The organism is Laceyella sacchari, assembly GCF_024927925.1.
Taxonomy (GTDB): Bacteria; Bacillota; Bacilli; order Thermoactinomycetales; family Thermoactinomycetaceae; genus Laceyella; species Laceyella sacchari.
In genome coordinates this window covers 3,046,920-3,070,705 of record NZ_CP103866.1, presented here as the reverse complement: position 1 = coordinate 3,070,705, position 23,786 = coordinate 3,046,920, and the positions used below count along the sequence as shown (strand labels likewise).

Annotated in this window: 12 protein-coding genes, 1 tRNA gene and 1 other RNA gene; 11 read left to right on the top strand and 3 right to left on the bottom strand. The window is 36.7% G+C overall.

Translation table 11 applies throughout. The features are described 5' to 3' along the window. Positions 1 to 84: 84 nt before the first annotated feature. The 11 genes from smpB to NYR52_RS14950 all read left to right on the top strand — a co-directional run bounded on the left by smpB (position 85) and on the right by NYR52_RS14950 (position 19,315). The gene (smpB, locus tag NYR52_RS15000; RefSeq protein ID WP_022737568.1) at positions 85 to 552 is read left to right on the top strand and encodes an SsrA-binding protein SmpB; all 468 of its coding nucleotides are present in this window, start codon (positions 85 to 87) and stop codon (positions 550 to 552) included. 91 nt (positions 553 to 643) lie between these two features. Then, positions 644 to 1,008: a transfer-messenger RNA gene (gene ssrA, locus NYR52_RS14995) on the top strand. 13 nt (positions 1,009 to 1,021) lie between these two features. After that, a tRNA-Thr gene (locus NYR52_RS14990) sits at positions 1,022 to 1,097 on the top strand. A gap of 344 nt (positions 1,098 to 1,441) precedes the next feature. Beyond that, the gene (locus NYR52_RS14985; RefSeq protein WP_259435964.1) at positions 1,442 to 4,750 is read left to right on the top strand and encodes an SNF2-related protein; all 3,309 of its coding nucleotides are present in this window, start codon (positions 1,442 to 1,444) and stop codon (positions 4,748 to 4,750) included. After that, entirely contained in the window at positions 4,750 to 7,362 is a 2,613-nt protein-coding gene (dpdF, locus tag NYR52_RS14980) for a protein DpdF (protein ID WP_259435963.1), read from the top strand. The genes NYR52_RS14985 and dpdF overlap by 1 nt, the downstream gene beginning before the upstream one ends. A 14-nt stretch (positions 7,363 to 7,376) precedes the next feature. Continuing rightward, entirely contained in the window at positions 7,377 to 8,204 is an 828-nt protein-coding gene (locus NYR52_RS14975) for a hypothetical protein (protein WP_259435962.1), read from the top strand. A 3-nt stretch (positions 8,205 to 8,207) separates the two neighbouring features. Further along, the gene (locus NYR52_RS14970) at positions 8,208 to 11,399 is read left to right on the top strand and encodes a hypothetical protein (protein ID WP_259435961.1); all 3,192 of its coding nucleotides are present in this window, start codon (positions 8,208 to 8,210) and stop codon (positions 11,397 to 11,399) included. A 1-nt stretch (position 11,400) separates the two neighbouring features. Beyond that, positions 11,401 to 12,057, top strand: coding sequence for a hypothetical protein (locus NYR52_RS14965; RefSeq protein ID WP_259435960.1), 657 nt, complete (start codon positions 11,401 to 11,403; stop codon positions 12,055 to 12,057). Between the two features lie 10 nt (positions 12,058 to 12,067). Further along, the gene (gene dpdJ, locus NYR52_RS14960; protein ID WP_259435959.1) at positions 12,068 to 16,552 is read left to right on the top strand and encodes a protein DpdJ; all 4,485 of its coding nucleotides are present in this window, start codon (positions 12,068 to 12,070) and stop codon (positions 16,550 to 16,552) included. Further along, complete coding sequence (gene dpdK, locus NYR52_RS14955; RefSeq protein WP_259435958.1) at positions 16,545 to 17,051, top strand: phospholipase D-like domain-containing protein DpdK; 507 nt, start codon at positions 16,545 to 16,547, stop codon at positions 17,049 to 17,051. The genes dpdJ and dpdK overlap by 8 nt, the downstream gene beginning before the upstream one ends. Beyond that, positions 17,048 to 19,315, top strand: coding sequence for a hypothetical protein (locus NYR52_RS14950; RefSeq protein ID WP_259435957.1), 2,268 nt, complete (start codon positions 17,048 to 17,050; stop codon positions 19,313 to 19,315). The genes dpdK and NYR52_RS14950 overlap by 4 nt, the downstream gene beginning before the upstream one ends. Before the next feature lie 80 nt (positions 19,316 to 19,395). Here the strand turns inward: NYR52_RS14950 and NYR52_RS14945 are convergent, their stop codons facing one another. The 3 genes from NYR52_RS14945 to NYR52_RS14935 are packed head-to-tail and all read right to left on the bottom strand — an operon-like array spanning position 19,396 to position 23,777. Continuing rightward, a complete protein-coding gene (locus tag NYR52_RS14945) occupies positions 19,396 to 22,230 on the bottom strand; it encodes a hypothetical protein (protein ID WP_259435956.1) in 2,835 nt (944 codons plus the stop codon). After that, positions 22,160 to 22,876 (bottom strand): hypothetical protein, encoded by a 717-nt coding sequence (locus tag NYR52_RS14940; RefSeq protein WP_259435955.1) that lies wholly within the window; start codon positions 22,874 to 22,876, stop codon positions 22,160 to 22,162. Before NYR52_RS14940 ends, NYR52_RS14945 begins: the two co-directional genes overlap by 71 nt. Continuing rightward, positions 22,848 to 23,777, bottom strand: coding sequence for a tRNA guanosine transglycosylase family protein (locus NYR52_RS14935; RefSeq protein WP_259435954.1), 930 nt, complete (start codon positions 23,775 to 23,777; stop codon positions 22,848 to 22,850). The genes NYR52_RS14940 and NYR52_RS14935 overlap by 29 nt, the downstream gene beginning before the upstream one ends. Positions 23,778 to 23,786: the final 9 nt, after the last annotated feature.

Genomic DNA, 23,786 nt, shown 5'->3' with positions numbered 1-23,786 from the left:
TCCGTGGCCTTCAAGCATTGACTCTTTCCCAATCTTCTTGATAAAATATAAGTTGCACGACTTTTGAGGGCTGAGGTGAAAACGATGGGAAGCAAATCATCCAAAATCATTGCCAAAAATAAAAAGGCATTTCATGATTACCATATCGAAGAACAATTCGAAGCCGGCATCGTTCTCACCGGGACGGAGATCAAATCGATCCGCCAAGGCAAAGTGCAACTCAAAGACAGTTATGCCCGGATCGACAAAGGGGAAGTTTTTATCGTTGGCATGCATATCAGCCCCTTCGATAAAGGCAACCGCTTCAACGTCGACCCTACCCGCACCCGCAAACTGCTCATGCACAAGCGTGAGATTGACAAATTGCTGGGTATTACCAAGATCAAAGGGTTGACCTTGGTTCCGCTCGACGTGCATCTGAAAAACGGCTTCGCCAAAATCCAGCTTGGACTGGCGCGCGGGAAGAAGCTCTATGACAAGCGGGCGACCGAAGCCAAGCGCGAAACGGATCGGATGATTCAACGGCGCTTGAAAGAACAAAACATGCGATAAAAAAATGAAATAACCTCTTGCATAATGCATGGAACCCTGCTATAATCTAAAACTGTGATCGACATATTCGCTCGACAAACAGTTGAATTCCGGGGGCGTTCTTGGGATTCGACGGGGATAGTTCGAGCGTCAGTAGCGAGCCGAGGGGTTGCGTCTCTCGTTAAACACGCAAATGCCAAATGTAACTGGCAAAAACGAAAACTTTGCTCTGGCTGCTTAATTAAGCGACCAGGATCCGCTTCTCCATCGCCCATGTGGAGCTGTCGGGTCTCATACCTTAGTGGGCTAGCTGCCTGATCGGCCACTGGTCAGAAAGCGAATCTCAAGTGGCTAGTCTCTGGTAAACGCCTGTCACTGGGCAGTTATCGAGGCGAACACACAGTACAGTGACTGCGCTCGGAGAAGCTGGCGTGACGATGTCTTCGGACAGCGGTTCGACTCCGCTCGCCTCCACCAACCAATACAATATGCTGATGTAGCTCAGCTGGTAGAGCACTTCACTCGTAATGAAGGGGTCGCAGGTTCGAATCCTGTCATCAGCACCAAACCAAAGCCCGAGAAGTCGGGCTTTTTTTGTGTTTAAAATTGCTCAATTGGATCTAGATGCAGTTATGATTATAATATTATTAATCATTTATAATATATAATAGATGTTAATATAATTTTTTTATGGATAACTTTAATGTTTGATCAATAACGACAATTAGATGGAATAGTGATGATAGTAGATTGTCTAAAGTCGTATCTGCTGTATAGGGAATGATAAAATAGTTGGACAAAAAGACGCTCTGGTTTACGAATTATTTATTTGATGCTATTAGCTCTTGGCAACTATATTTATCGACTGTTGATAGATGAATATGATCTTTAACTAATTATGAGAAGAAGGGTGGCAGAGGTGCCATTGATTAATACAGATATTAAATTGGGGATGTATGTAAGATGTCCAATTGAAGATGAGTATACGAATGAACCGAGACGGTTTGCACTAGGACAAGTAATAGAAATAAATGTATTTTATGGAGAGGTTAAGGTTCGATTTTATGTTCCAGAAAAAAAGAGAGATTTATATGAAATATATAATCTCCCACCTGTAGAGAAGTATCTAATAGAGCAAGTGGAAAAGGTCAGAATCTTACCAAATACAGATGTCTTACTCAAAAAAAGTGATAAAAATGCGCGCTTAATTTCTTTTTCTCATACGGATGAAAATGGATTCCACCATTATTATATTCAGCATAGAGTAAATGGAAAAAATGTTATTAGACTAGAATCTGAAGCTGAGCTTATTGCTTTTTTCACTAGAGGTGACTCCGATGTAAGAGATCAAATACTAAGTTACGAACTGCATAATCCAAATTGGTATTTTCATCGACAAGTAGTAGCAGATTCTATTCACAGCTTAAAAAATGCCACGTTTGGATTCGAAACTTTGGTTGGTTCAAGAGTTTTTTTGTTACCACATCAGGTTGATACAATTGTTCGTGCTATTACGAATACACCCTGTCGCTACATGTTAGCTGATGAAGTTGGATTAGGGAAAACGATAGAAGCATCTGTAATTATGAAGGGATTGCAGAAACGTTTAGGTTCGTTAAGAATTTTATTAGTTGTACCTCAATCCCTAGTATATCAGTGGCGTAATGAATTATCGTATAAGTTTTGGACGGACTTTTTAGTTTATAAGACTGAGGATTGTTTGGAAAGTGAGAAAGCTATTATTTTCCCATTGGAAAAGTTAAATACTGCTCAAGGGAGAAAAGTTCTTTCATTACATTGGGATCTATGTCTGATTGATGAGACTCATCGTTTATTAAGAAGAAAAGAAGAGTATAAGCAGATTTTTATGCTTAGTAAAAGAGTGGAACATATTCTCTTACTAAGTGCTACACCCATACAATCACGTCATGAAGAATTTTTAAAATTAGCTGCTCTTCTCGATCCACAAAAGTATGGTGAAATGTCCAAAGAAAGATTTAAATTCCTTTTAGAAAAACAAGATTATCTGCGAAAAAAAGTATACCGTATGATGCGCGATTTACCTGATTATATCGAAGATGAATTAGCTGAAGAATATGTCGAGGAGCTAGAAGAGATTGCTGATCGATTAGAAGATCCAATTCTACATGGCATTGTAAATCAAATTAATCCAGATTCTGAAGATCAAGGACTTGATCAAGTGAAATTAGCTTTAGCTTATATTGCTGAGCACTACCAAATTGAGCGTAAAATTATTCGTCATCGTCGGAAAGAGCTTAGTGATAAGTTACCTAAACGCGTTTTTGATTTCATGTCATATGAAATGAGAGGCGGAGATGAGAATTTTTATGAGGCAGAAGTATATGATTCTCTTCTGGAATATTTGCACTATATAAACCAACAAGTAACTAATGGTGGGGATTATGCTAAATACTTTTTAAGTGCAATGTTTAGCTCCCCGTATGCATTGTTAAATGTGATACAGACCAGAGAAAAAGTGATTGAGAACAAATGTGTACCGATAAATAGTCCATTTGTTCCAATTCAGGAAGGAGAAAGGGAGTATTTGAAAACCCTTCGCTTTTATGCTGAGCGTTGGCATCGAGCAACAGAACAAGAGTTTACCCAAATTAATAGATTATATGATGATCCTGATTTGATTAAAGGTCGCTTAATGAAAGTTATTGATTATATATCAGCTTATACAGTTGATGAGAAGTTAGTCATTTTCTCTTCTTGGACAGAGACGATTCGTGCATTTGAAAAGATATTGAAGGAGCAGTATGGTTCAAACGCAGTTGTTAGCTTTTATGTTGGAAAGAATGATCAGGAACTACAAGAAGCAGTGGATTGTTTTCAAAGAGAGGCGTCTTGTCGGTTTATGCTGTGCGATTCACTAGGTGGAGAAGGACGTAATTTTCAGATGGCTGATCAAATTCTTCATCTCGATTTACCATGGTCTCCTACTGACTTAGAACAACGTATTGGCCGATTGGATCGTATTGGGAGAGAAAAAGAAGTACGTTCAATTGTATTCTGTACAGAACAAACACTAGAGCATGACTTATTTAATATTTGGGATCAGGGATTGCATATTTTTCGTGAGTCTCTCAGTGGTGTAGAAATTGCCATTGGTGAGATTCAAGAGGAAATCGTTCAAGCTCTATATAAAGATGTTCGATATGAGTTAAGAAAAATACTTCCTAAAATGCAAAAACAGCTGGATAAAATGCGTGCGGTAGTAGAAGAAGAACGTTATTTTGATATGGCTCGGCAGTTGGACAAGCATGTCCAAGAGCAATTAATGAGACTTATTCAGAAGTTTGAGCGCGAAAATGGACAACAACTTGCTGAAACTATGTTGGAATGGTCTTCTATGACAGGTCTCAGAAGCAGTTCAGCAGAAAAGGGAAAAGTTGTTGTTTTTCGCCCTGAACAAACATCTATTAATTCGATGAAAAAGACTTTATTTGTTCCCCCTGACTTAGTAGAAGCAAGAAGAAGAGCAAAGCGAACAGGCGAACTTAGAGGAACCTTCAATCGCAGTATTGCTGTTAATCGAGAAGATTTAATTTTTTATGCACCAGGTGATCCCTTTTTCGAAGCTATTGTTAATAATGCTTATGAAATGGATAGTGGACGTTCTACCGCTTTTACAATTTGTAGAGCAGAATTAAATTGGGAAGGATTCATATTTACATGGTCTGTTGTGCTTAATCCGAATTACTTGCTAGCTTTAAAAGAACCACTGGAAAGTATTGCACTAGCACAAGGCTACCTGCCATTAGAACATATCTATACGACAGAAAGTCTTCAAGAAGATGATGTTGATGACCAAACTGTACTTTCTTGGCTAAATCCACATATATCAAAATCACGTATAGTTCATTTAGGGAAAAGAGGAAATGGAAGCATCACACGCTTTAAAAAGCAATATCCGCCTGAGTATTGGAAATCAATATTTGAACAGGCTTATGAGAAGAGTGAACAAAAAGTCTACGAAAGATTGAAGAATGAAATCGACTTAAAACGTGCCACTAATGACTTTCAGACAATGTTAAGTGCACAAAAAGCAGCACTTATCTATTATGGATCTCATGAAAAGCATTCACAAAGTGAATCGCGTATGAGACGGATATATGAAGCATTACTCCAAGGTTTGAAAGACCCTATTGTTCGTCTGGAATCAGTGGCTTTTGTTAGGTTGGTGAAAGAATAATGCATAATACAGTTTACCATTTGGTTCAGGAAGTATTAAACGGTCATCGACCAATACATGAGGGAATAAGCCTATTACAACAATATAGAAGAAAAATGGATGAGGTAGAGTACTCACGCTCTTCTTGTGCTTTTCGGTTATTTAAGCATTTGAATAATGTAGAGAAAGGATTGAATCAGACTTCTTCAATTTATGATGTAGCTAGCTTGTTAAGACAATTTATCGAGATGTATCGTACTAGAGTTAGTGTTTCTAGTGAATTGGCTAGAAAATTGTATCCCGCTATAGATGGTTGTGGCTTGCATATTGATTCGGTGAATGAAGTAGATATTTTGGACGAATGGCCTGATTGGTTACCAAAAAGGGAAAAACTTGATCCTATCTTTCAGCTTGAGCAGAGACGGAAGCAAGAGCAGCAGATGGGTGATAGTCTCTTGTATGGAATGACAGGATATGTTTCATATACCTCTAGGGAACAAAAACTAATGATTCAAGCCAGTATGAATATGAAACCAGGAGATACTTTATTGGCTTGTCTGCCCACAGGTGGAGGAAAAAGCTTAGTGGGCCTCTTACCTTCTTTTTTTGAAACCAAAGGAGGTACTTTGCGTGGAGCGATCGACACAGCAGGGACGACTATTGTAGTTGTTCCTACCGTATCTTTAGCACTGGATCAGTGTCGTGCAGCAAAAGATTTCTTTTCAAGAGTTTCAGATACCTGTTTTATGCCACAAGCATATGTAGGGGATATGAAGAAAGAAGAACGTGCTAATTTATTTCGATCGTTGTCAGAAGGGACAATCCCTGTTTTGTTTACATCTCCAGAGGCATTAATGAATAGAGGATTAAATGATGTAGTGATGCAAGCTGCTAGGAAGGGTTTTATTAATCGTTTAGTCATAGACGAAGCTCATATTGTTGTGGATTGGGGGATCAAATTCCGAACAGAGTTTCAACTCCTATCTGCTTGGCGCAAGCGCTTGCTAGAAGAGAGTAAAGGTCGTCTTAAGACGATATTACTCTCTGCTACAGTAACGGATTGGACAGCGAAAATATTGAGAGAGTTATTTTCTGAACCAGAACATTATACGGAAGTTCGCAGTGATCAGCTTCGTCCTGAACCCACTTATTTGCTAGATACATCTATTAGTGAGGAAATTAGATACAATAAAATTGTTAATAGTATTCATTTGTTGCCGAAACCAATGATTTTGTATGTTAGTAAAAAAGAACACGCAAAAAAGTGGCGCGATCTGATTCGAGAGAAGGGGTACCGATCGGTAGAGATTTTTACTGGAGATGTTAGCGGAGGAGAGCGACAAAGAATTGTGGAGTGGTGGAATGAAGATAAGATCGATATCATGATAGCTACTTCAGCCTTTGGAATGGGTGTTGATAAAAGGGACATTCGTACAATTATTCATTGTTGTATGCCAGAAAGTATTAATCGATTTTATCAAGAGGTGGGACGAGCAGGAAGAGATGGATTAGCATCATTAAGTTTGTTAAGTTTCGTTCCACAGGATGAAGAAGTATCTCGTGGATTAATGAGCAATGCAGTTATTACGACTGAAACGTTAACAGAGCGATGGGATCGTCTTTTCTCTCGTTCTACGAAGACCGACCTCTCGGATGAATATTGGATTCGAATGAGTGTGCAGCCTTCTTACTTAGAAGGGACACAATCAGGGAAACAAAATCAGGACTGGAATGAGTCGTTGTTGCTTCTTTTGTATCGTCATAAATTTATAGATGTTAAACAGGTAATACATGATGAAAATGGCAATCGGGAAATTCTCGTCAAAGTACTTGATTATGAAACAATTAATGATCCTAAGTTGTTGTATGAGGCTGTAGAGCCATATCGTAAGCAAGAGCGCGATAGGATAAATAGAGAATTAGCACAGATGAAGAAGCTGATTGATCAAGGGAATGAACACTGTTTTTCTACTTTTTTTAGTAATATGTATCCATATGTGGAACGAATTTGTAGTGGCTGTCCATATTGTTGGCGAACCGAATCGGAAACCTTATATATGAAGCAAAAAACGTCGATTCCTTATCGAAACGCATTATCTAGTACTAGAATTGAGATTGTGGGACCACTTTCTGATTATGTTTGGGGAAGTAATGAAGTCTTATTGATAGGAGATCATACTCAACGTTCAAAACCTAAAAAGATTGCTGAACTAATGCGACAATTATTAAAAGCGAATGTATCCGTGTTCCTCTTGCCGCCACTGGACAGTGATGCGAAAAAGAGAATTATCGAACAACTACCATGGGAAGAAATAAAGCTAGCCCATACAATTCTCCCCTATGATGAAATAGATTCATGGTTCATAGAGAATGAAAAAGACCCCATTGAATTTTTTTTAGAAGGGCATATGGCTATTTTTTACTCTGAAAATGAAGCAGTGAACAATCACCTTTATCGGTGGTCAAAGGAATATCAACATCGAACTGGGGCCGTAGTTATTCATATTGCAGAAACAAACTTGTGGATTCGGGATGAAGGTCGTACTCTGGATAATCTAGTCAATGCTATCCCCTTTGAAGTAGATGATTATATGGAAAAGCAAGCCGATTCACTTGATTTAAAATTAATTTAGAGGAAGGTGAGAAAATGCCGTTTGATAATAGTTTAAAAGCAATGCAGACACCAGAGAGACTTTATGCCCTTTGTCGTCTAGTACATCAGATGCCTTTATCACATAACGAGCTGAAGGAAATGGTTCAACCTTCTACCCTTAATCAAAAACAGGATCAGTTTACAGAAGTGTTAAAACTGGCTAAGCGAGGAGACTTAATTGAGCTTGACCCGCAAACCAATCAATATCGTTCAAAATTACAAGATGAGCAACTTGGTGATCTAGAAGCTTTTAAAACAGAAATTGCTAAGCGAGTGTTTTCTTCAACGAATTATATCTTTACTCAATTTACTTGCTGGTTTCTAAACAGAGGAGAAGAAGTATTAACGATGAAGAATGGAGATCTTGCAAGGCAATTTTTCCACGAAGTTACACTTGACGGGAATTTAGAATATAACACAACGAATATTACTGCATGGAAGCAATGGGCTGTATTTTTAGGACTTGGATACCAGTACGGAGGTGTATTTGTGCCTAATGCAGCTAATCGTATTCTGACTCTGTTAAAGAACCAAACCATTCTTCCTCTTCATCAACCTATCCCTTTTCGGCAATTTATCAATTGGTTAGCTAATGAAGCACCCGAACTAGATGGAGGAAATGTAAACATAGAATTTAATCGTCGTTTCCAAGAGCAGCAACTTTCTTATGCTCTTTCATCGGGATTACGTACGTTACATAGCTTAGGGAGAATTTATCTTCACTATATAGCTGATGCAACGGATGTATGGCATTTGACACTTAACCAGATGCATGAGATTCCGAATCAGGTTTCTCAAATTGAATTAAGAATTGGAGGCTAAGATATGAATCGATCAAATCGACTTCAGAGATTACGTGATGTGTATCATTTCGACGCCACGAACGTGAAATCGGAATATTTTCTTCTTACTCATAAACCATTTCGTAAGATTGAATTAGTGACTCCATATATGTCAGCAGATGAAAAAGTAGTAGTTAATGAGAACGAGTTTTTGCAAAACTATTTACTCCAAGAGAGAGAACGCCATAAGTTTATTGTAGTTAGCGGAGATAATGGCTCTGGAAAATCCCATTTTATACGTTGGCTCAAGGAGATGTATTTAAAAAATGTATCTCCCGAAGAAGATGCTATTATTTTTATTGCTCGCGCTCAAAGTACGCTTCGAGCTACATTAGAACAGATTATTCATGCAGAAGTTTTACAAGACCACCAGATGGCAGAGAAATTACAATCCTTAATTGAAGCCAATGAGCATTTAGGAAAAGAAAATTTAAAGAATAATATTTTGCATCAGTTTGCTATTGCTGTTAAAGAGGATAATGAAGAAACTTCTTTACAAGTGAAACTAAAGAAAACAGAAAAGAGACGATTATACGATTTTCTGGTCAGCATTGAAACCCAAACGTTATTAATGAGAGAAGATGGTCCGATCGATCGCATTTATAAAAAGTTAGCTTCAGAAGCTACAAATGAAGTGATGACTGAAGTAACACCACGATTTTTGCCTGAGGATTTTTATGTAACGGTGGAACAAGCCAAAGCGATCCGAGAGTCGGAAGCAAGTAGAAAAGTGCAGCATTTTGTTGAAGATATTATGGAACCATCTTCAAGAAATTCGCAAGAAGTACACGAAGTTTTACAGAAGAGAGAAACATATGCTAATTATCTAAATCAATTTTTAGATATTGTTGTTCAACGTTGTACACAACTACGTGGGACGGATTTAAAAGATGTATTGATGACATTACGTAAGGAGTTAAAAAAACAAGGTAAAAACTTGACATTGTTTATCGAAGATATTACGGCATTTACTGGGATAGACAAAGCTTTAGTTGAAGCATTGATAGCTGAGCATGAAGGAACGGAAGTGAACAATGAATTATGCCGGATTGTTTCTATTATTGGAATTACTAATAGTTATTTCCATTCATCTTTTCCAGATAACTTGAAGAATCGCATTTCGTATGAACTTAAAATGGATCAATCAGCATTGGGAACAGAGGACGACGTAGTTGAGTTGGCAGCCCGTTATATAAACACCATTTATTTGGATGAAAAGGAAATTGAGCTGTGGAATGCAAGAGGTGCAGATGTTAATGAGATACCAACGGCTCGTTTGTATAATGAGCATTTATCTTGGGCGTCTTGTCAGACTGAGGAAGGCTATGTCCTACCATTATTTCCATTTAACGAGAAGGCTATTTATCAATTGTTTATGATGCATGGCGTACGAACTCCTCGTGAGTTTTTGAATCAGGTATTAATACCATATATGATGCGTTTTCTACAAGATCCATCTAGCTTTCCTCCTGCAATAAGCGAGTTTCGCCGTAGAAAGTTAAATGTGCCGATAATGGATAATATCTCAGATGAAGGGACATTGAATCGACTAACAGGATCTCAAGCTGAAAAGTATCAAAGTTTATTATGCATTTGGGGCAATCAAACACTTGAGTCAATTATAAAGGAAGGGAAGCAGTGGATTGGTGGGTTAGAGGATCAAGTATTTGTGTCTTTCGGTTTGACACCATTACAAGAAATGATAAGTAAAGATAAAACCATAACCGCTAATCATGCGAATAATACGAAAGCGAATCCAGAGAATTCTATACCTACACCTAAAGAAGGAAAAAACCAACCTTCTTTAAATAACAATACTTCTCCTTCTGTTCCAGATGAAGTAAGCAAAAGGCAACAGGAGTTTAAACAAATAAGAGAAGAGTTGCTAGATTGGATGGATGGCCAACCGTTAGTAAATGATGTTTATCGGGAAAGGCTTATCGATGTAATAAGGGATACTATATCTTGGGAAGCAGAAGGTGTTCCAGTTCATATTGTTGATGAAGTGTTAACAAAAAACAGAGTAGAGATTGAAGGGCAAGCGATTTCAACCAAAACGAAAATTCATACTCTTACCTTTTATCGTAGTCCGAAACTTCGTTATGCCTTAGAAGCCATAATGGCATGGAAGATTTTAGGTAAGAATAGCTGGGATTTTAAAGATGCTCCACAGTATGCTTTAGCTCTATTTACTTGGATCGAGCTGGAGAAAAAAAAGATAATTGAATATGTACAGAAACCATCTGAGATTAGTGTATCTAACTGGCGCGCAGATGAATGGGCAGTGGCAGCGGAATTTTATCTTCGCGTGTTGAGTGGGCACTTTACATCTGATATTCAAATAGAACCTCGTTCGTTATATGAATTACTACTATTACAACCAAAAGAGATAACAATGGAATCAGATCGTGCTTCAGCGTGGGGCAACCTACAAAGTTTACTAAAACAGAATGATATGACTGTAAAACATACAGAGGAAGGATTTCTTCGTTTCTTTAATAGAACACAAGGAAGTGTAAAAGAGCGTAGAAGTACAGACAAATTTATACTAGACTCTGGGCAAATCCTACAAGTAATTAAGCAGTTGATTCAAAGTGATTTTGATATCGAAAAACTAGCTTTGCCCAAGAAAAAAGAAAGTCCGCTTGCTTGGTACCGTTCTATTAATTTGCTATATCTAATTAAAAGTCGCCTTCAGAATGCTTTTGAAGAGGAAAAGAAGCGGGTTGAAGATACTCGTGAAGAAATAAGACAGATTTTAGGTGATGTATCTACCGAAACTGAAATGCAAAGTTTACATCTACAAATGATAAAAACGCTTAAATTTTTTGTTGATAAGAAAGAACCATTCGATCAAGACTTGCAACAAAATATTGTACAGGATCCATTTTTTACCCATCATTTGGTGACATTTATTACTCAAGCAGAACGTCTAAAACAAGGGAAAACAAGAACAGAGCAATTGTTGGTGCTATCTTCCAATCCGGTGAAGGAAGTTGACAAGTATTTAGAGACTCTAAAAAAGTTTAATCGACTTCTAGATGGTATCAAAAATAAATATAGTGCTCGTGTACAAAACGCGCCATCAAGTTTTGAAAATGAACAGGATTGGCAAGAAGCACGAAATCATCTGGAGAAGTTAAAAATAGAATTAAATAAATTGGAGGAGGTGTAACATGTTAATTGAAAAAATGGATTTGTCCATTCGACTTATTCAAGATGTGGTAGAAGTAAAGAAAAATGAGAAAAAAATAAAGGATCAGCTGCAATTTTCTTCAATTGTTAAAAAAGAAATCCCCAATAAAATAGCTGCTCTACAAAGTATTTACTTACTCAAAAAAAAGGAAGGATTTCCTTCCTTCAATATTTCAGTTTCATCTGTCCTACACAAGGTAGAACAACTGCTAGAGGTCATGGAGAAACAACCAGGCAAGGAGAAAATCGAGCGGATTATCAGGGAATTGCAAGAAATTGAAGATGAAGGGAAAAAACAATGGGCAAATTATGTAAGAAAACAAAATGAGGGGATTTTAAATGTTTTACTTTTGTTACAAAAAGTAGCTCCTGATGATGAATCACTCTCTCATTTAATTGTTTATTTTCAGCGTTCGACCAAGATATGGCCACTTACATCGGCAAAGCTGGAGCAATATGAGAATAAATTGAAACAGGGAAAACAGAAGCTATCAGAGTGGAAAACAAATGAGACCATTCATGCTTTCTTAGAAAAGGTGAGCAATAACGAAGCGACTTTGGATGATTTAAATGATGAGGTTCTAAATTGGTTAAGAGTTCACCAATTATCATCTAATCTCATGATCAAAATCAAGTAAGGAGTAAGAGATGAAAAGAGATGTTATTGATATTGTGGCAGAAGAAATGCTGACACAAATAGAAAAAAAAGAGAATCAACTATTGGAATGGGGAATGATTGGGGGAAATGTAGATGCGGAGCAAGAGATTATTCGCATGCTCCGCCAACCTCCTACTCGTCTATTGGAAGACTTGGTTAAACAAAATGAATTGGATGAAAAAGAGGCTAGTATTTTACTGCAAAATCTAATTGATAGAAAACTATTATTACCGTTAAACGATGGATTTCGGAGTCGATATGCCGAAACAGTTCGCTTGCTTTATTTATTGAAACAGAGATTTAAATTTGAGGACTGGCAAGAAGCGCCTAATCTTGTAAGCAATATTAAACCCTTTGTTGAATATAGGGAGTATCCTAAACGTGATCAAAAGTTCTCACAAGTGATGAACCAGTTAAAACATATATCTGGTGATGCAAACTTTAGGAAAGATATCTTATATACTTTGCTTGAAAATGGAAACATTCAACTAGCTAGGTTTCAAGTTGATTCACTACAACGCCTGCTTGGATACCGAACAAAAGTAGATGTTGGGGTAGTAGTTGGCGCTGGAACAGGGTCTGGGAAAACAAAAGCATTTTATCTCCCAGCTTTTGTTAAAGTGCTGGATGCAATTCGCAACCGTCAAACACCATGGACGAAGATATTGGGTATTTATCCTCGTGTTGAGCTTCTCAAGGACCAATATAAAGAAGCGATAAAAGAAATTTTGAAATTAAATCATTATGCGCTGAAAAAAGGCATTCGCCCAATTACCATTGGTAGTTATTATAGAGAGACGCCTGATCATGCTCAAGATGTAGTGGATCATAAGGACCGTAGTTGGAAAAAAGTAGAGAAAGGTTATATTTGCCCATTTTTTTCTTGTCCTACTTGTGGTGGAACAATGGTTTGGGCTGAGGAAGATGTGCAAAGAGAGATAAAAGAAGGATCAGGTAAATATGAGAGATTGGTTTGTATAGAGGCTGCATGTGAAAGTGTCATTCATTCGGAAAATATCATTCTCACTCGAAAGAGAATGAAACAAGCACCACCAGATATTTTATTTACCACTACTGAGATGTTGAACCGTAAGATAACTAACACAAAGGAATGGCCTGTATTTGGAATTAACGCATTTCAACCTCCACTATTTTTACTATTAGACGAGATACATATTTATGATGGTATCACAGGTGCAAATGTCGCTTATCTTCTACGCCGCTGGCGGCATTTGGTCAAGTTAACACAGAAAGTATCAAGAGGAATACAGTTTGTTGGTTTATCAGCAACCCTTTCTAACCCTTTACCATTTTTTTCTCAGCTTACGGGGTTACCACAAGATTCTATTCATTATATATCTCCTAAACCGGAGGATATGGTTGTAGAGGGAGCAGAATATAACTTAATTGTTCGCGGAGATCCTTTTTCAAGCACTTCATTATTATCGACTACCGTGCAGACTGCCATGCTCATGGGGCGTATGCTAGATCCTTTGCATCGAAATGTTTCTCGAGATGCATTTGGTTCTAAAATCTTTGGTTTTACTGATAAACTGGATCTAGTCAACCGTTGGTATCACATTGAATTAGATGCTGAAAAAAGGAACATACTCAGTCAGTTTCGTGATCATAGTCAACTTCCTAATAATTTGCTACCCACAGCAACAAAACAGCATGTAGCTGGACAAATTTGGGAGTTTGCAAGACAAATTGATGCCAATAGTTTAATACATCCGTTAGAAGTTGATATTGCTTCTTCTCAGTATAAGGGTGTTAATGAACAAGCTAAATTAGTCATTGCAACAAGTGCATTAGAAGTGGGATATAACGATAGTAAAGTAGGTGCGGTGCTACAACATAAATCTCCGCGTAACATGGCATCATTTTTACAACGTAAGGGACGTGCTGGGCGTAAACGAGGGATGCGTCCTTGGACTATAGTAATTACCTCAGCATTTGGAGGAGATCGATTTGTGTATGATTATCCAGAGTATCTATTTAATCCTACATTAAATCATTTATATCTTCCTTTAAAAAATCAATATGTGCAGCGTATTCAAGCAGCATTTGCGCTAATGGATTGGTTAACATGGAAATTATCATCACTTGATGAGCAACAGGATATACGGATTTTGTTGACCAAAAGAGGAAAGATTAGGCATCAGAGATATATACAAGATCTGTTACTACAAATATTGCGGGGTGATGATTTAGAGTTTAAAGATTATCTTTCACAAGCTCTTCAACTTCCTGTAGAGCAACTAGAACAAATCTTGTGGCTACCACCACGTTCACTTTATATGGAGTTATTTCCAACACAAATCAATTTATTACAAACACAGTTTGAGAAAGCAAATGAGGAAGAGCAGAATACTCCGCTTTGTGGGTATGTTCCGAAAGCCTTATTCGAGTCATTATATATGACTGATCTAGAGATCCATGTGCCTGGAGGAAAAAAAGAACACTTGCCCATTGTACAAGCGATGACGGAATTTGCTCCTGGTAATGTTTCTAAGCGTTATGTAAATGCTTATAAAACTTACGAAGCTCATTGGCTTCCTATTCTTTCTCCTAAAGGGGTAGATCTAGATGGAAAAAATGTTCGTTCTCGCGTATTAGAAGAGGTAGAAGAAGGGGATACAAATCTAATCGTTTGTGAACCCTATTTATTTTCACTTGAACAGATTCCTAAGCATATTAAAGATCAAAGTTATGCAATCATGGATTGGCGAGTAAAATTGAATCCATTCAGTACTTCCGAACAAAATCATATATCGCTTCCAAGACAGTCCAATCTCTATGGGTTATTAAAAGGAATTTCCTATTTTACAAGTGATGAGAACAACTATGTTCGAGTTGTTCGGTATGCTCCAGTATCGCATGCTACTGTAAAATATAAGAGGAGAAACACAGAAACAAAAGTAATTCCTTTTCACTATAAAGGAAAGTCGGCTGCGATAGGTTTTGAACGGTTTGTAGATGCTATTTGCTTCTCACTTCATAGTATAGAACCACAGAAACTATTTGCTTTACCTGAATGGAACGAGATAGAGAAGTCTGTTAAACCAGAGTATTATCTCTATATTACACAACAAGATCCCAAGATTATTGGGCGTCTCAATGTGTTTGAGATTCAGTGGTTGTCCCAAATTATTCTTTCTTCAGTCATTGCGATTGCAGTAAGCAAAAAGGTAGCTCTTTGTGAAGCCATTGATGAGTTTAAGAAAAACTATATCCGGATTGCTCATCGTACATTAGAAGTGATTTTTCATTCGACTGTAGTGAAAGCCAAAGGTAGTGAAGATAGTAGAGATCGTGAGCAAGATGAAAATCGCGTATATAAGGAATTGTTAGGCTTTATTCAAGACGAGTCATTAATGGAAATACTAATAAAACACCTTTCTATATTTACTATTGATCTTCGTAAACAGGAACAGTTTATCTATTGGATGAAAGAAACGCTTATTGCAACTGTAGGAGCAAGCATTCAGAAAGCGATTGAAGGGTTATTACCTGGAGTTAACACCAGTGATTTAGTACTCGATATTTGTGGGACTGATATCTGGTTGTCTGAAAGCGAATCAGGTGGAATAGGAATCGTAACGAAAGTAGTGTCCATGCTTAAAAACAAAGTAGCTCAGTTTGAAGAGCTTTTTATAGAAAGTTTAGAGCGTTGTGTACGTCATCATGTTACCGCATCCTTACGGGCCATGTTGCCACATATCACAACGGATCATTTCGCAGGATTGTTAGAGAATATTCGCAGGGAAACAAAAATTGAGCAACAACGAGAGCTGCTGATGGATTTGCAACATAAACTAGATCAATTTGGCATTGTACCAGAACATGAACTGATTATTAGTTTTGCTACACACTTCCTTCGAGGAAAAGGCAACCGTGAGCTCGATTTGCTAAGACAAGAATTACATCAACTTTGGCATGAAGAAGAAAAACGTTTGCAATGTAAAATCGATAGTCATGTATTTGCTGTTGCTTGCTTTAATCGAGAAGGAAAAGAAGATAAAATAGCTACCAAAATTGAATTTTTGTTCCAAAAATCTTTCCCAGGCCATGATGTGCCTGAAAGACAGCGCTTTTTATTAGTCGAGTCTTTACTATTTGCTGATTGCGTAGACTCTTGTCCAGAATGTTTGGTTTTGTATAGTCCATTTCAACGTTTTGTTAAGCCATCACGTATTTTGTTACGTCACTATTTACCTCAACCATACAAGATCGTGAAGTTTAGAGAGGAAGATTGGAAAAAACAATTGCGTGAATCCCTTTATCATGGACAAACAGTCCGCTTGATTACGGATGCTGCCCAAAGAGAAGAGATACAAAAAGAATTATTTGAAATTATAAATGAACCAATCGAATATGATTATGAACTCTACTATCCTTATATAGACAAGGTAAGGCAGGATGGGTTATCATGGCAGTTCGATTTGCGAATCCGGGAGGTGTCATATGAGTAGCCGTGTAATTCGCTCTCAAGGGGGAGGTCAATCATTACAAGATTATCTTATTTCGATGTTTATTACAGAGCTAATTCAACCAAGTAGTGAGATATACTTTATTTTTCCTTATTTAAGTAATTATCCACTTATGGATAATCGATTTAATCAATATACAGCACTTATCCCTTTTGCTAAGGGAGCGACGATCTATCTAACTGATATCCTAGAAGCATTGGTATTCAAGGGTTCGGATGTGAGAGTAATTTGTAATCCTGAACGTAAAGAAACTCGTCTCTTTATTGATCGCCTTGAAGGAAGAGTTCAATTTAAGAGGCTAGAGAATAATCATGATAAAGTGTTGGTCTCAGAGAAGTTTTATCTTCACGGATCTATGAATTTTACTTATAGAGGAATTCATGTAAATAGAGAAAGCGTTCGTATTACTACCTTCGCGCCCGAGGTAAATTCAGCCTTACTTGCAGCACGTGAGCGTTGGAAGGAGTCCTTGAATTTATGACGAATGATGCAAAAAAGCTGGATTTTATTAGCCAGTTGTTTGATGTAAATGGGGATAATCCTTATGATATTCGTATTGTTGATCATAAGCCATTTAGTATGGATGAACACATGATGATGATGCTTGATCGGTTCATGGAAGATAAAACGGTTGTATTTCCTTTTCCTAAAAGAGGAATGATACATTGGTTAATTTGTAATAAAAATAGACACCAATTGCACCGAGATTATAAAGAGATATATAGCTTTATTAAAGTGTTTTGTACTGATGGCATATGTTTTCGTCATTTCAATCCGGAATATCGTATTGGCAAATTAGGTAAAGACTTATTTACTGATGGATATTTTCTCTTAAAATCCGTTAATCAAGAAGCAGATAATATCTGGAAGATGCTTAGTTTATGGATGCAGTTGGATGAAAGAAGACCGGCGGATCAGTTAGAAAAAACTGAGCGTAGTGCATTTGCATTACGCTCTGAATTCCAACAATACTTAGCTCTTGAAAATTGGATAGAAGCAGAACGTACTCTAGAAGAGATTCGACAAGGATACTATGTAAGTGATGAGAACTACATTTTTTTACAAATACAGTTTTGGACACACCAAAGAAAATGGGAGAAAATCTGGTATTCTAAGTACTTTGAACTTATTGCTGCAATGGAGACAATTCCGTTACAAATACGATGTTCTCTTCTATCTGCTTTCTATTATGTAATCTTATCTCCTACTGAAATCGAGGAGAGATATGAGGAAGCACATCAAAAGTTCCAGCAGCATCGTTTTCGTTTAGGCAATCTTCTTTATACATCACTTGGTTTAGATGAGGAAATTTATTTACGCATTTTTGCACATGAGGCATTTTTGAATGGGGATAGGAACAGGTTAGAGAATTTGATGCAAAATACAAATGATCTAACTACTAAAGAACTACTCCAGTATTTTGTCTCACAGATCACTATAGGTTCTATCGAGGCAGAGATAAAAGTAGATCCGGAATTGGAAGGTGAAGAGTTAGCACTTTATTATATAAAAGAGAAAAGATATGATGACGCCTATAACTCATTAAAGGAATGTTCTCCTACTCCAAAAGTAGCTGAGTTATTATGTAGATTAGCTGTTGTCACAGAAGCCAAACAAGTATATTCATCAGCCTATGAAGTGTACAAACAATTATCCGAAGATGAGCAAGTGGAATTAGAACAAAATCCTGATAGTAAGCCGCAGGTCTTGCTTGTAAAGCAATGGAAGGAAGGCTTGAAAAGTCAGGTAGAACAACCGACAAATGAAACATGGAATTACTGGTTTCAATCTTTTCTATCCGGTGAATTATCAGAGGATAAACTTGGTGAGCGACTAAAAAGAATTGATGAATTAAACAGTGCTTTTGATTGGTCTCCTTCTATGCTTACTGATCTCACAGAGGTCTTGACAAGTATAGCCATTGAGGAATTAACAACATCCAAGAAGATTTTATTGGACAAAGCACTTCCTTTCTTTGTTTCAGATTTTTTATTGCATCATCAATTTCCTAATCCGCAAGCACAGGATGTTTATGATTATACGGTAGAGTTGATGAAAATTCATAGCAAAAGGAATAGAAATAATACAGAGCTTCTCTTAAAGTTAATGGAGGGAATGCTCTTATTAGAAGTTACACTGGTTAATAATCTGTGGAATTCTGCTAAGTATTGGTTTAATATCAATCCAACCAAAGCTTTGCTATCTCAAGTTTTGGTAGCTTTAGAGTTATTTGAGGAATACGGATTAAGTCATGATGAACTACGTGCTCTTTGGGGACATTGGACAGCCAGTATTGGTGAAGGGATTAGGACAATCTCTCATACTGATTTAGTATCATGGTGGGAATTTGGTCGGATCATTAGTGGCGATGAGTACTTGCTTCGCATGATAGAGGAAGCAATTAACACAATGTCAACTGATGAAGAAACAGATGTGATTAGTCAGCAAGATCCTCTTATAGTGACGATCTTTACCTTGCGTCCTCAAACAGCTAAGCGTGCTATTGAGCGTTTACAGCCGCGAAATGAAAAGATTAAGTATCGAATTTGTGCGGATGAGATTCTAACGGATCAAGCAAAAGTGTATGCAAAAAGTTCCGATATAAATATTGTTGTGACCTCTTGTTTAACTCATGCTCTTTTTTACGGAATTCAACGCTATCTAAATAAAACTGTGTATCCTAAAAGTTCAGGAACATCAGGAATTATTAAAGCATTTGAGGATTATTTGCAGAATAACTATTAATAGATTTTAGGATATATATCTAAACTTTTCAAAATGTGGAACCCCCTTCTGTTTTCGGAAGGGGGACTGTTTTGTATAAATTAATCATTCGAAGACTTTAGCTTTATTTGAAGATGTAAGTATTGAATGAGACGCGGACAATGTTTATATAAACTTGTCAAAGCATCACTTTCTTTTTCAAGTGAGATAATATATTCTCCTTTGTTAATAATGGAAAATAGTAGATCACGAGTTGATGGAGGAAGTTGTGAATCCATAGAGATGCATTCTAACATCTGTTCTAGAGATTTGGGGATTACCGTCCATCTCCGATCGGCGAGCAATGGATGTATGAGAGAATTTAATAACCGCTGACTCGCTTCTTTTTGTTTTAGCCAATTGTTGTAGCTTTCGTATATACCATGATACAGCAAATGCGTTTCTAAATTTGCTACTTCTTTTATTAAATTTGGATTTGGTACTAGCTGTTTCTTAATTTGTTGACATACCGTTTTAATTCGAGTGTTTATTGATGGATGGTAACTTTGTATATATTGGGTCATCGTTTCGTATTCAACACACTTATTTTTAAGACAAGTTCTCAAATCGGATTGGTATACTTGAAAGGCTTGTTGTAATTCAGTCAGAAATGTATAGAGTGATACATTTACAAGTCGATATCGCTCTAGGCTTTTAGGAAACAACCGGGAAATAAAAAATGTTTCGAAGTCAGGATTTACTTTCATTTTATTTATTTTTGTCGCATCAATAATATTGTCACGTAACGCAAACCAATCTAAGAAAAATTCTTCCACCCATTTTTGAGTCTCTTGGGAGATCGGTATAGAAGGTAGGGAAAGTACAGAAGAATACTTACATGTTTCTAACCATGAATTTATCCAAGTAAGAAGTTGAAAAGCAAACTCATCTGTAGGGAGTCCAAGTGATTTTTCTAATTCAGTTAACCACTGGTCACTTAACATTTCTCCTTGATAGATCCATTCTGCTACATCCCAACTATTAGATAGATCAGAAAAAATTTTTTTCCTCTGTGATGTTTTTTGTTGTTGGAATCCGTACATTTTTAATAGTATTACTGAACGATGTACCTTGATTTCGTTTTTCTTCTCTACGGCAGAAAATGAGACTGGATAGCGAATTCCTTTGGAAATTTCACTTCGTTGAAGAACTGCAGATTGCCTAGGCGTGAACCGGCGGCTGATATGAATTGCTTTTATTGCGTCATGTATAAGGGTGGCAATACTTCCTCGTAGTGAATAAATTAGTTCTTCATTAACTTTTTTGCCCTCTATCCAATCACGCAAGTGTAGAAGGGGGGTTGCCTCTTCCTCGTGTTTCATAGAATGAAAAGGTAGAGATGAATGATTTCTTTTTACTGTTTGTAATGAAAGAGTAAGAGAAGTAGATTGGTCACTACAATGTTTTACCCAACCCTCTGGTAAAAACACATGATCTGTATCGTGATCAGCAAACATTTCTCCCAAAATTTTTAGCAAGGGATATGGATGATTTGCATAAACGTTTCGATCAATAAGAGCTTCTACCCGAGACAGACCCCAAGAAGTACCGCGAAGTAAAAATCTAATAATTTCACGTGTGTGCAGGATGGTGTAACGTAACTTTCCTTTTCCACTTGGAACTCCATCATATATACGCTCAATAAGAGGTTCATTAAGAGGGAGAAGTGAAAGACGGGCACGTTCACCTACGAGAAAACGACTACAATTAATTGCATGAGGACAGTTTGAGTTGCACACAAAACCTTGTGTCGATTTCAGTTCTATTAAATATTTTTCTAAATAAGGCACAGCATCATTTCGACCTAATGTGTAAAATACTTGTCCACTCTCATCTGTTAACCAAAGTTTTTGGATGCGATCATCTATGGTGTCTAAATTTAGAATACGACTCATAAGAGTAGTTCCCTTTTCTGAATCCTGTAAAGCTCCTGGTGTTAAACCAATAACTACATCCCAGTTACCCTCTTCAAGGGTGATAAAGTAATCTAGGAGTTCAGAAGCATAAATATTTATTGATTGTACAAGATCATCAATAAGAATAAGTGGACGGATGTTTTTTTTCATAGTTATATGAGATAACTGTTTAAGAATAGATATCATATCATGACCGGAGAACAAGAATTGCTCTAGCTTTTTTCGTAAGGAATGGCGAAAACTTTGGTATGGAATAGATATTGGCAGAGCTGTGCTACGTTTAATTTCATCCAATTGCTCTTCGCTAATGATCTCAAGTGATTGTACAATATTCTTTTCTTTCACTTGTTGAGCAAACGATTTAATATTTTGTTCAATAATTGGCCGTAATAAAAGAGCAAGTGGTACGATCTCCTCATCAGAATCAAAAAATTCAGCTAAAGTAGACCAAACAATTTGATTGATAATAGTAATGGGTTTTTGGAGTAATATATGCCATTTACTATCGTCAATGGCCTTATCTTCGGATATTTGAAGTGCTTCATAACAACGGGTAATTAATAGCTGAGGATTAAGCTCTGTTCTAGATAATCGTATTACTGGACGATAAACATTTTGTTGTATACATTGATCTCTTAGCCAACATAGGAGTTCTGATTTGCCTGACCCAGTCGATCCTAGAATAGTGTAAACTCTATTTCCTATGGCGGTATCTTCTTGTAACTCATCAAATAATTCTTTTTCTGTTATTTCCTGAACAAGTTGATGTTGATAGTACTTATGTAAAACTTGTGGGTAATGTGTTTGTCTAAAATATTCTGGAGAGAATGAATAACGTTCGTCTGCCGTAGCTACTAACAATTTTAGTGATTTGGATGAGAGACAGGGAAGCACTGGCACACTCCACCTTTCAAATAGTAATCCAGTTCCATTGTTGTTTTGATCCAAATGATGGATATGGAAGGTCTTGCTTTCTTTCAAGATGGATAATTTCTTCTTTATTTAAAAAAGAGAGACCCATTAGTAAACCATCGAAAATTTGTCCTTGATGTATGCAAGGGATAATTGGATGAATATTATCTAAACAGTATTGGTAAAGAGAACCGCTAAAAGAACCTGATCTTTTCACAAGTTGTTGTAGTAAAGAAAGATGTGGGAGTGCATAAAATCCAGTGTACATTCGATAGCCTAGACCGAAAAACTCCATTATTCGTTTCCAAGCATTTATTTTTTCTTTTCCAACCATGATTTCATTGAAATGTTTATTTACACTGTAGTGAACATCTTCTATATATAATTTATTAGGCTTAATAAATAGCTCATAATACAAAGTGGTGAACACATAATTGAGTGAGTTAGTTGGTTCATTTTTACTTATTTCTACTAAACGTTTTAAAAACATAATTACATCCCAGTCACCGCAAATAGCAAGATAACCTGATTCTTTCTTTTCTATGAATTGAATTGTCATCAGGAAAGAGATAGTATTCTCAATTAATGACGAAATATCTGTAGCCGTAGTGTATTGAAATATCTCTTTTAGTTCATCTATGGTTATCCGAGGATTTTCTTTAATCATTTCATATATAGAAGGGATTTCAGGGCCGTAGCACATTTGGAACAACATGATCATTTGTCCTTTCTGTTTGGCTTATTATATTTTGTATCGTATTTCTCAAATGATAGTAGTTATGAATTGAACGTAGTTTCATATAATGTCTCGGGGATGGAATGAAGATATCATAAGGATTAATGCTACAAACTGGACAGGAGCAAGGAAGTGGTTCGAAAAGGCGTGGTCCAGATTTGGCTATTCTTGAAGTGCCAAGTATATAAGTACGGAATGGATTACTATAAAAAACAGAATAATATGCTGCTGCTTTAGTTGGACGAGTCGAATCAAAAGAAGAAATATTCATAGATGACATTTCATAAATTTGATTTATACCTGTAACACCAAATATATGTAAGTATTGGGCCTCAACCAAACGAACAACCGTTTGAATTGTAGAAAGTTGCTCGTTAGAATTCTTGGATAAAAGAGATCCAATTCCAAAGTATTTATAACCCATCTTTTTTAATTCAAGAACACTGTGTTGTACACTAGGTCCGTCAAAACCTTGGATAACAGCCATAGGTTGAATGTTACTTGGTAAGCGTGATTTGGTAAAAAGGTTCATATACTCCCAAGCGAAATATAAGTTTTTTTCCATTGTTTGGTATTTGTCGGATAAACTCCTTTTATCTAACATAGGTATATCTAATTGAACTAGCTTAATTGTTTCGATGGAGTTGTTAGCATCTTGTAAAGCGTCTAACTGCAGGTTGAAAATTTGTTCAACCGTGGTTTTTTTATTTTGATTCCTATAAAAAATACCTCCAGAATCAATAATTAACTTATTAGGTAATGTATTAAGTTTACGTAAAGGGCGTTTATTATCAGGAATAACGCTAATAAGCATTGGACATTCTTTGTAATAATCGCAATATTTAGCGTCGCTATGAGACCAGCTGATATAAAATTCCATTGTTTCACC

Excerpts from the sequence above, each read along its gene's own strand:
- NYR52_RS14970 (WP_259435961.1), top strand. The coding sequence starts at position 8,208 with ATGAATCGATCAAATCGACTTCAGAGATTACGTGATGTGTATCATTTC.
- dpdJ (WP_259435959.1), top strand. The coding sequence starts at position 12,068 with ATGAAAAGAGATGTTATTGATATTGTGGCAGAAGAAATGCTGACACAA.
- dpdK (WP_259435958.1), top strand. The coding sequence starts at position 16,545 with ATGAGTAGCCGTGTAATTCGCTCTCAAGGGGGAGGTCAATCATTACAA.
- smpB (WP_022737568.1), top strand. The coding sequence starts at position 85 with ATGGGAAGCAAATCATCCAAAATCATTGCCAAAAATAAAAAGGCATTT.
- dpdF (WP_259435963.1), top strand. The coding sequence starts at position 4,750 with ATGCATAATACAGTTTACCATTTGGTTCAGGAAGTATTAAACGGTCAT.
- NYR52_RS14935 (WP_259435954.1), bottom strand. The coding sequence starts at position 23,777 with ATGGAATTTTATATCAGCTGGTCTCATAGCGACGCTAAATATTGCGAT.
- NYR52_RS14940 (WP_259435955.1), bottom strand. The coding sequence starts at position 22,876 with ATGTTGTTCCAAATGTGCTACGGCCCTGAAATCCCTTCTATATATGAA.
- NYR52_RS14965 (WP_259435960.1), top strand. The coding sequence starts at position 11,401 with ATGTTAATTGAAAAAATGGATTTGTCCATTCGACTTATTCAAGATGTG.
- NYR52_RS14950 (WP_259435957.1), top strand. The coding sequence starts at position 17,048 with ATGACGAATGATGCAAAAAAGCTGGATTTTATTAGCCAGTTGTTTGAT.
- NYR52_RS14975 (WP_259435962.1), top strand. The coding sequence starts at position 7,377 with ATGCCGTTTGATAATAGTTTAAAAGCAATGCAGACACCAGAGAGACTT.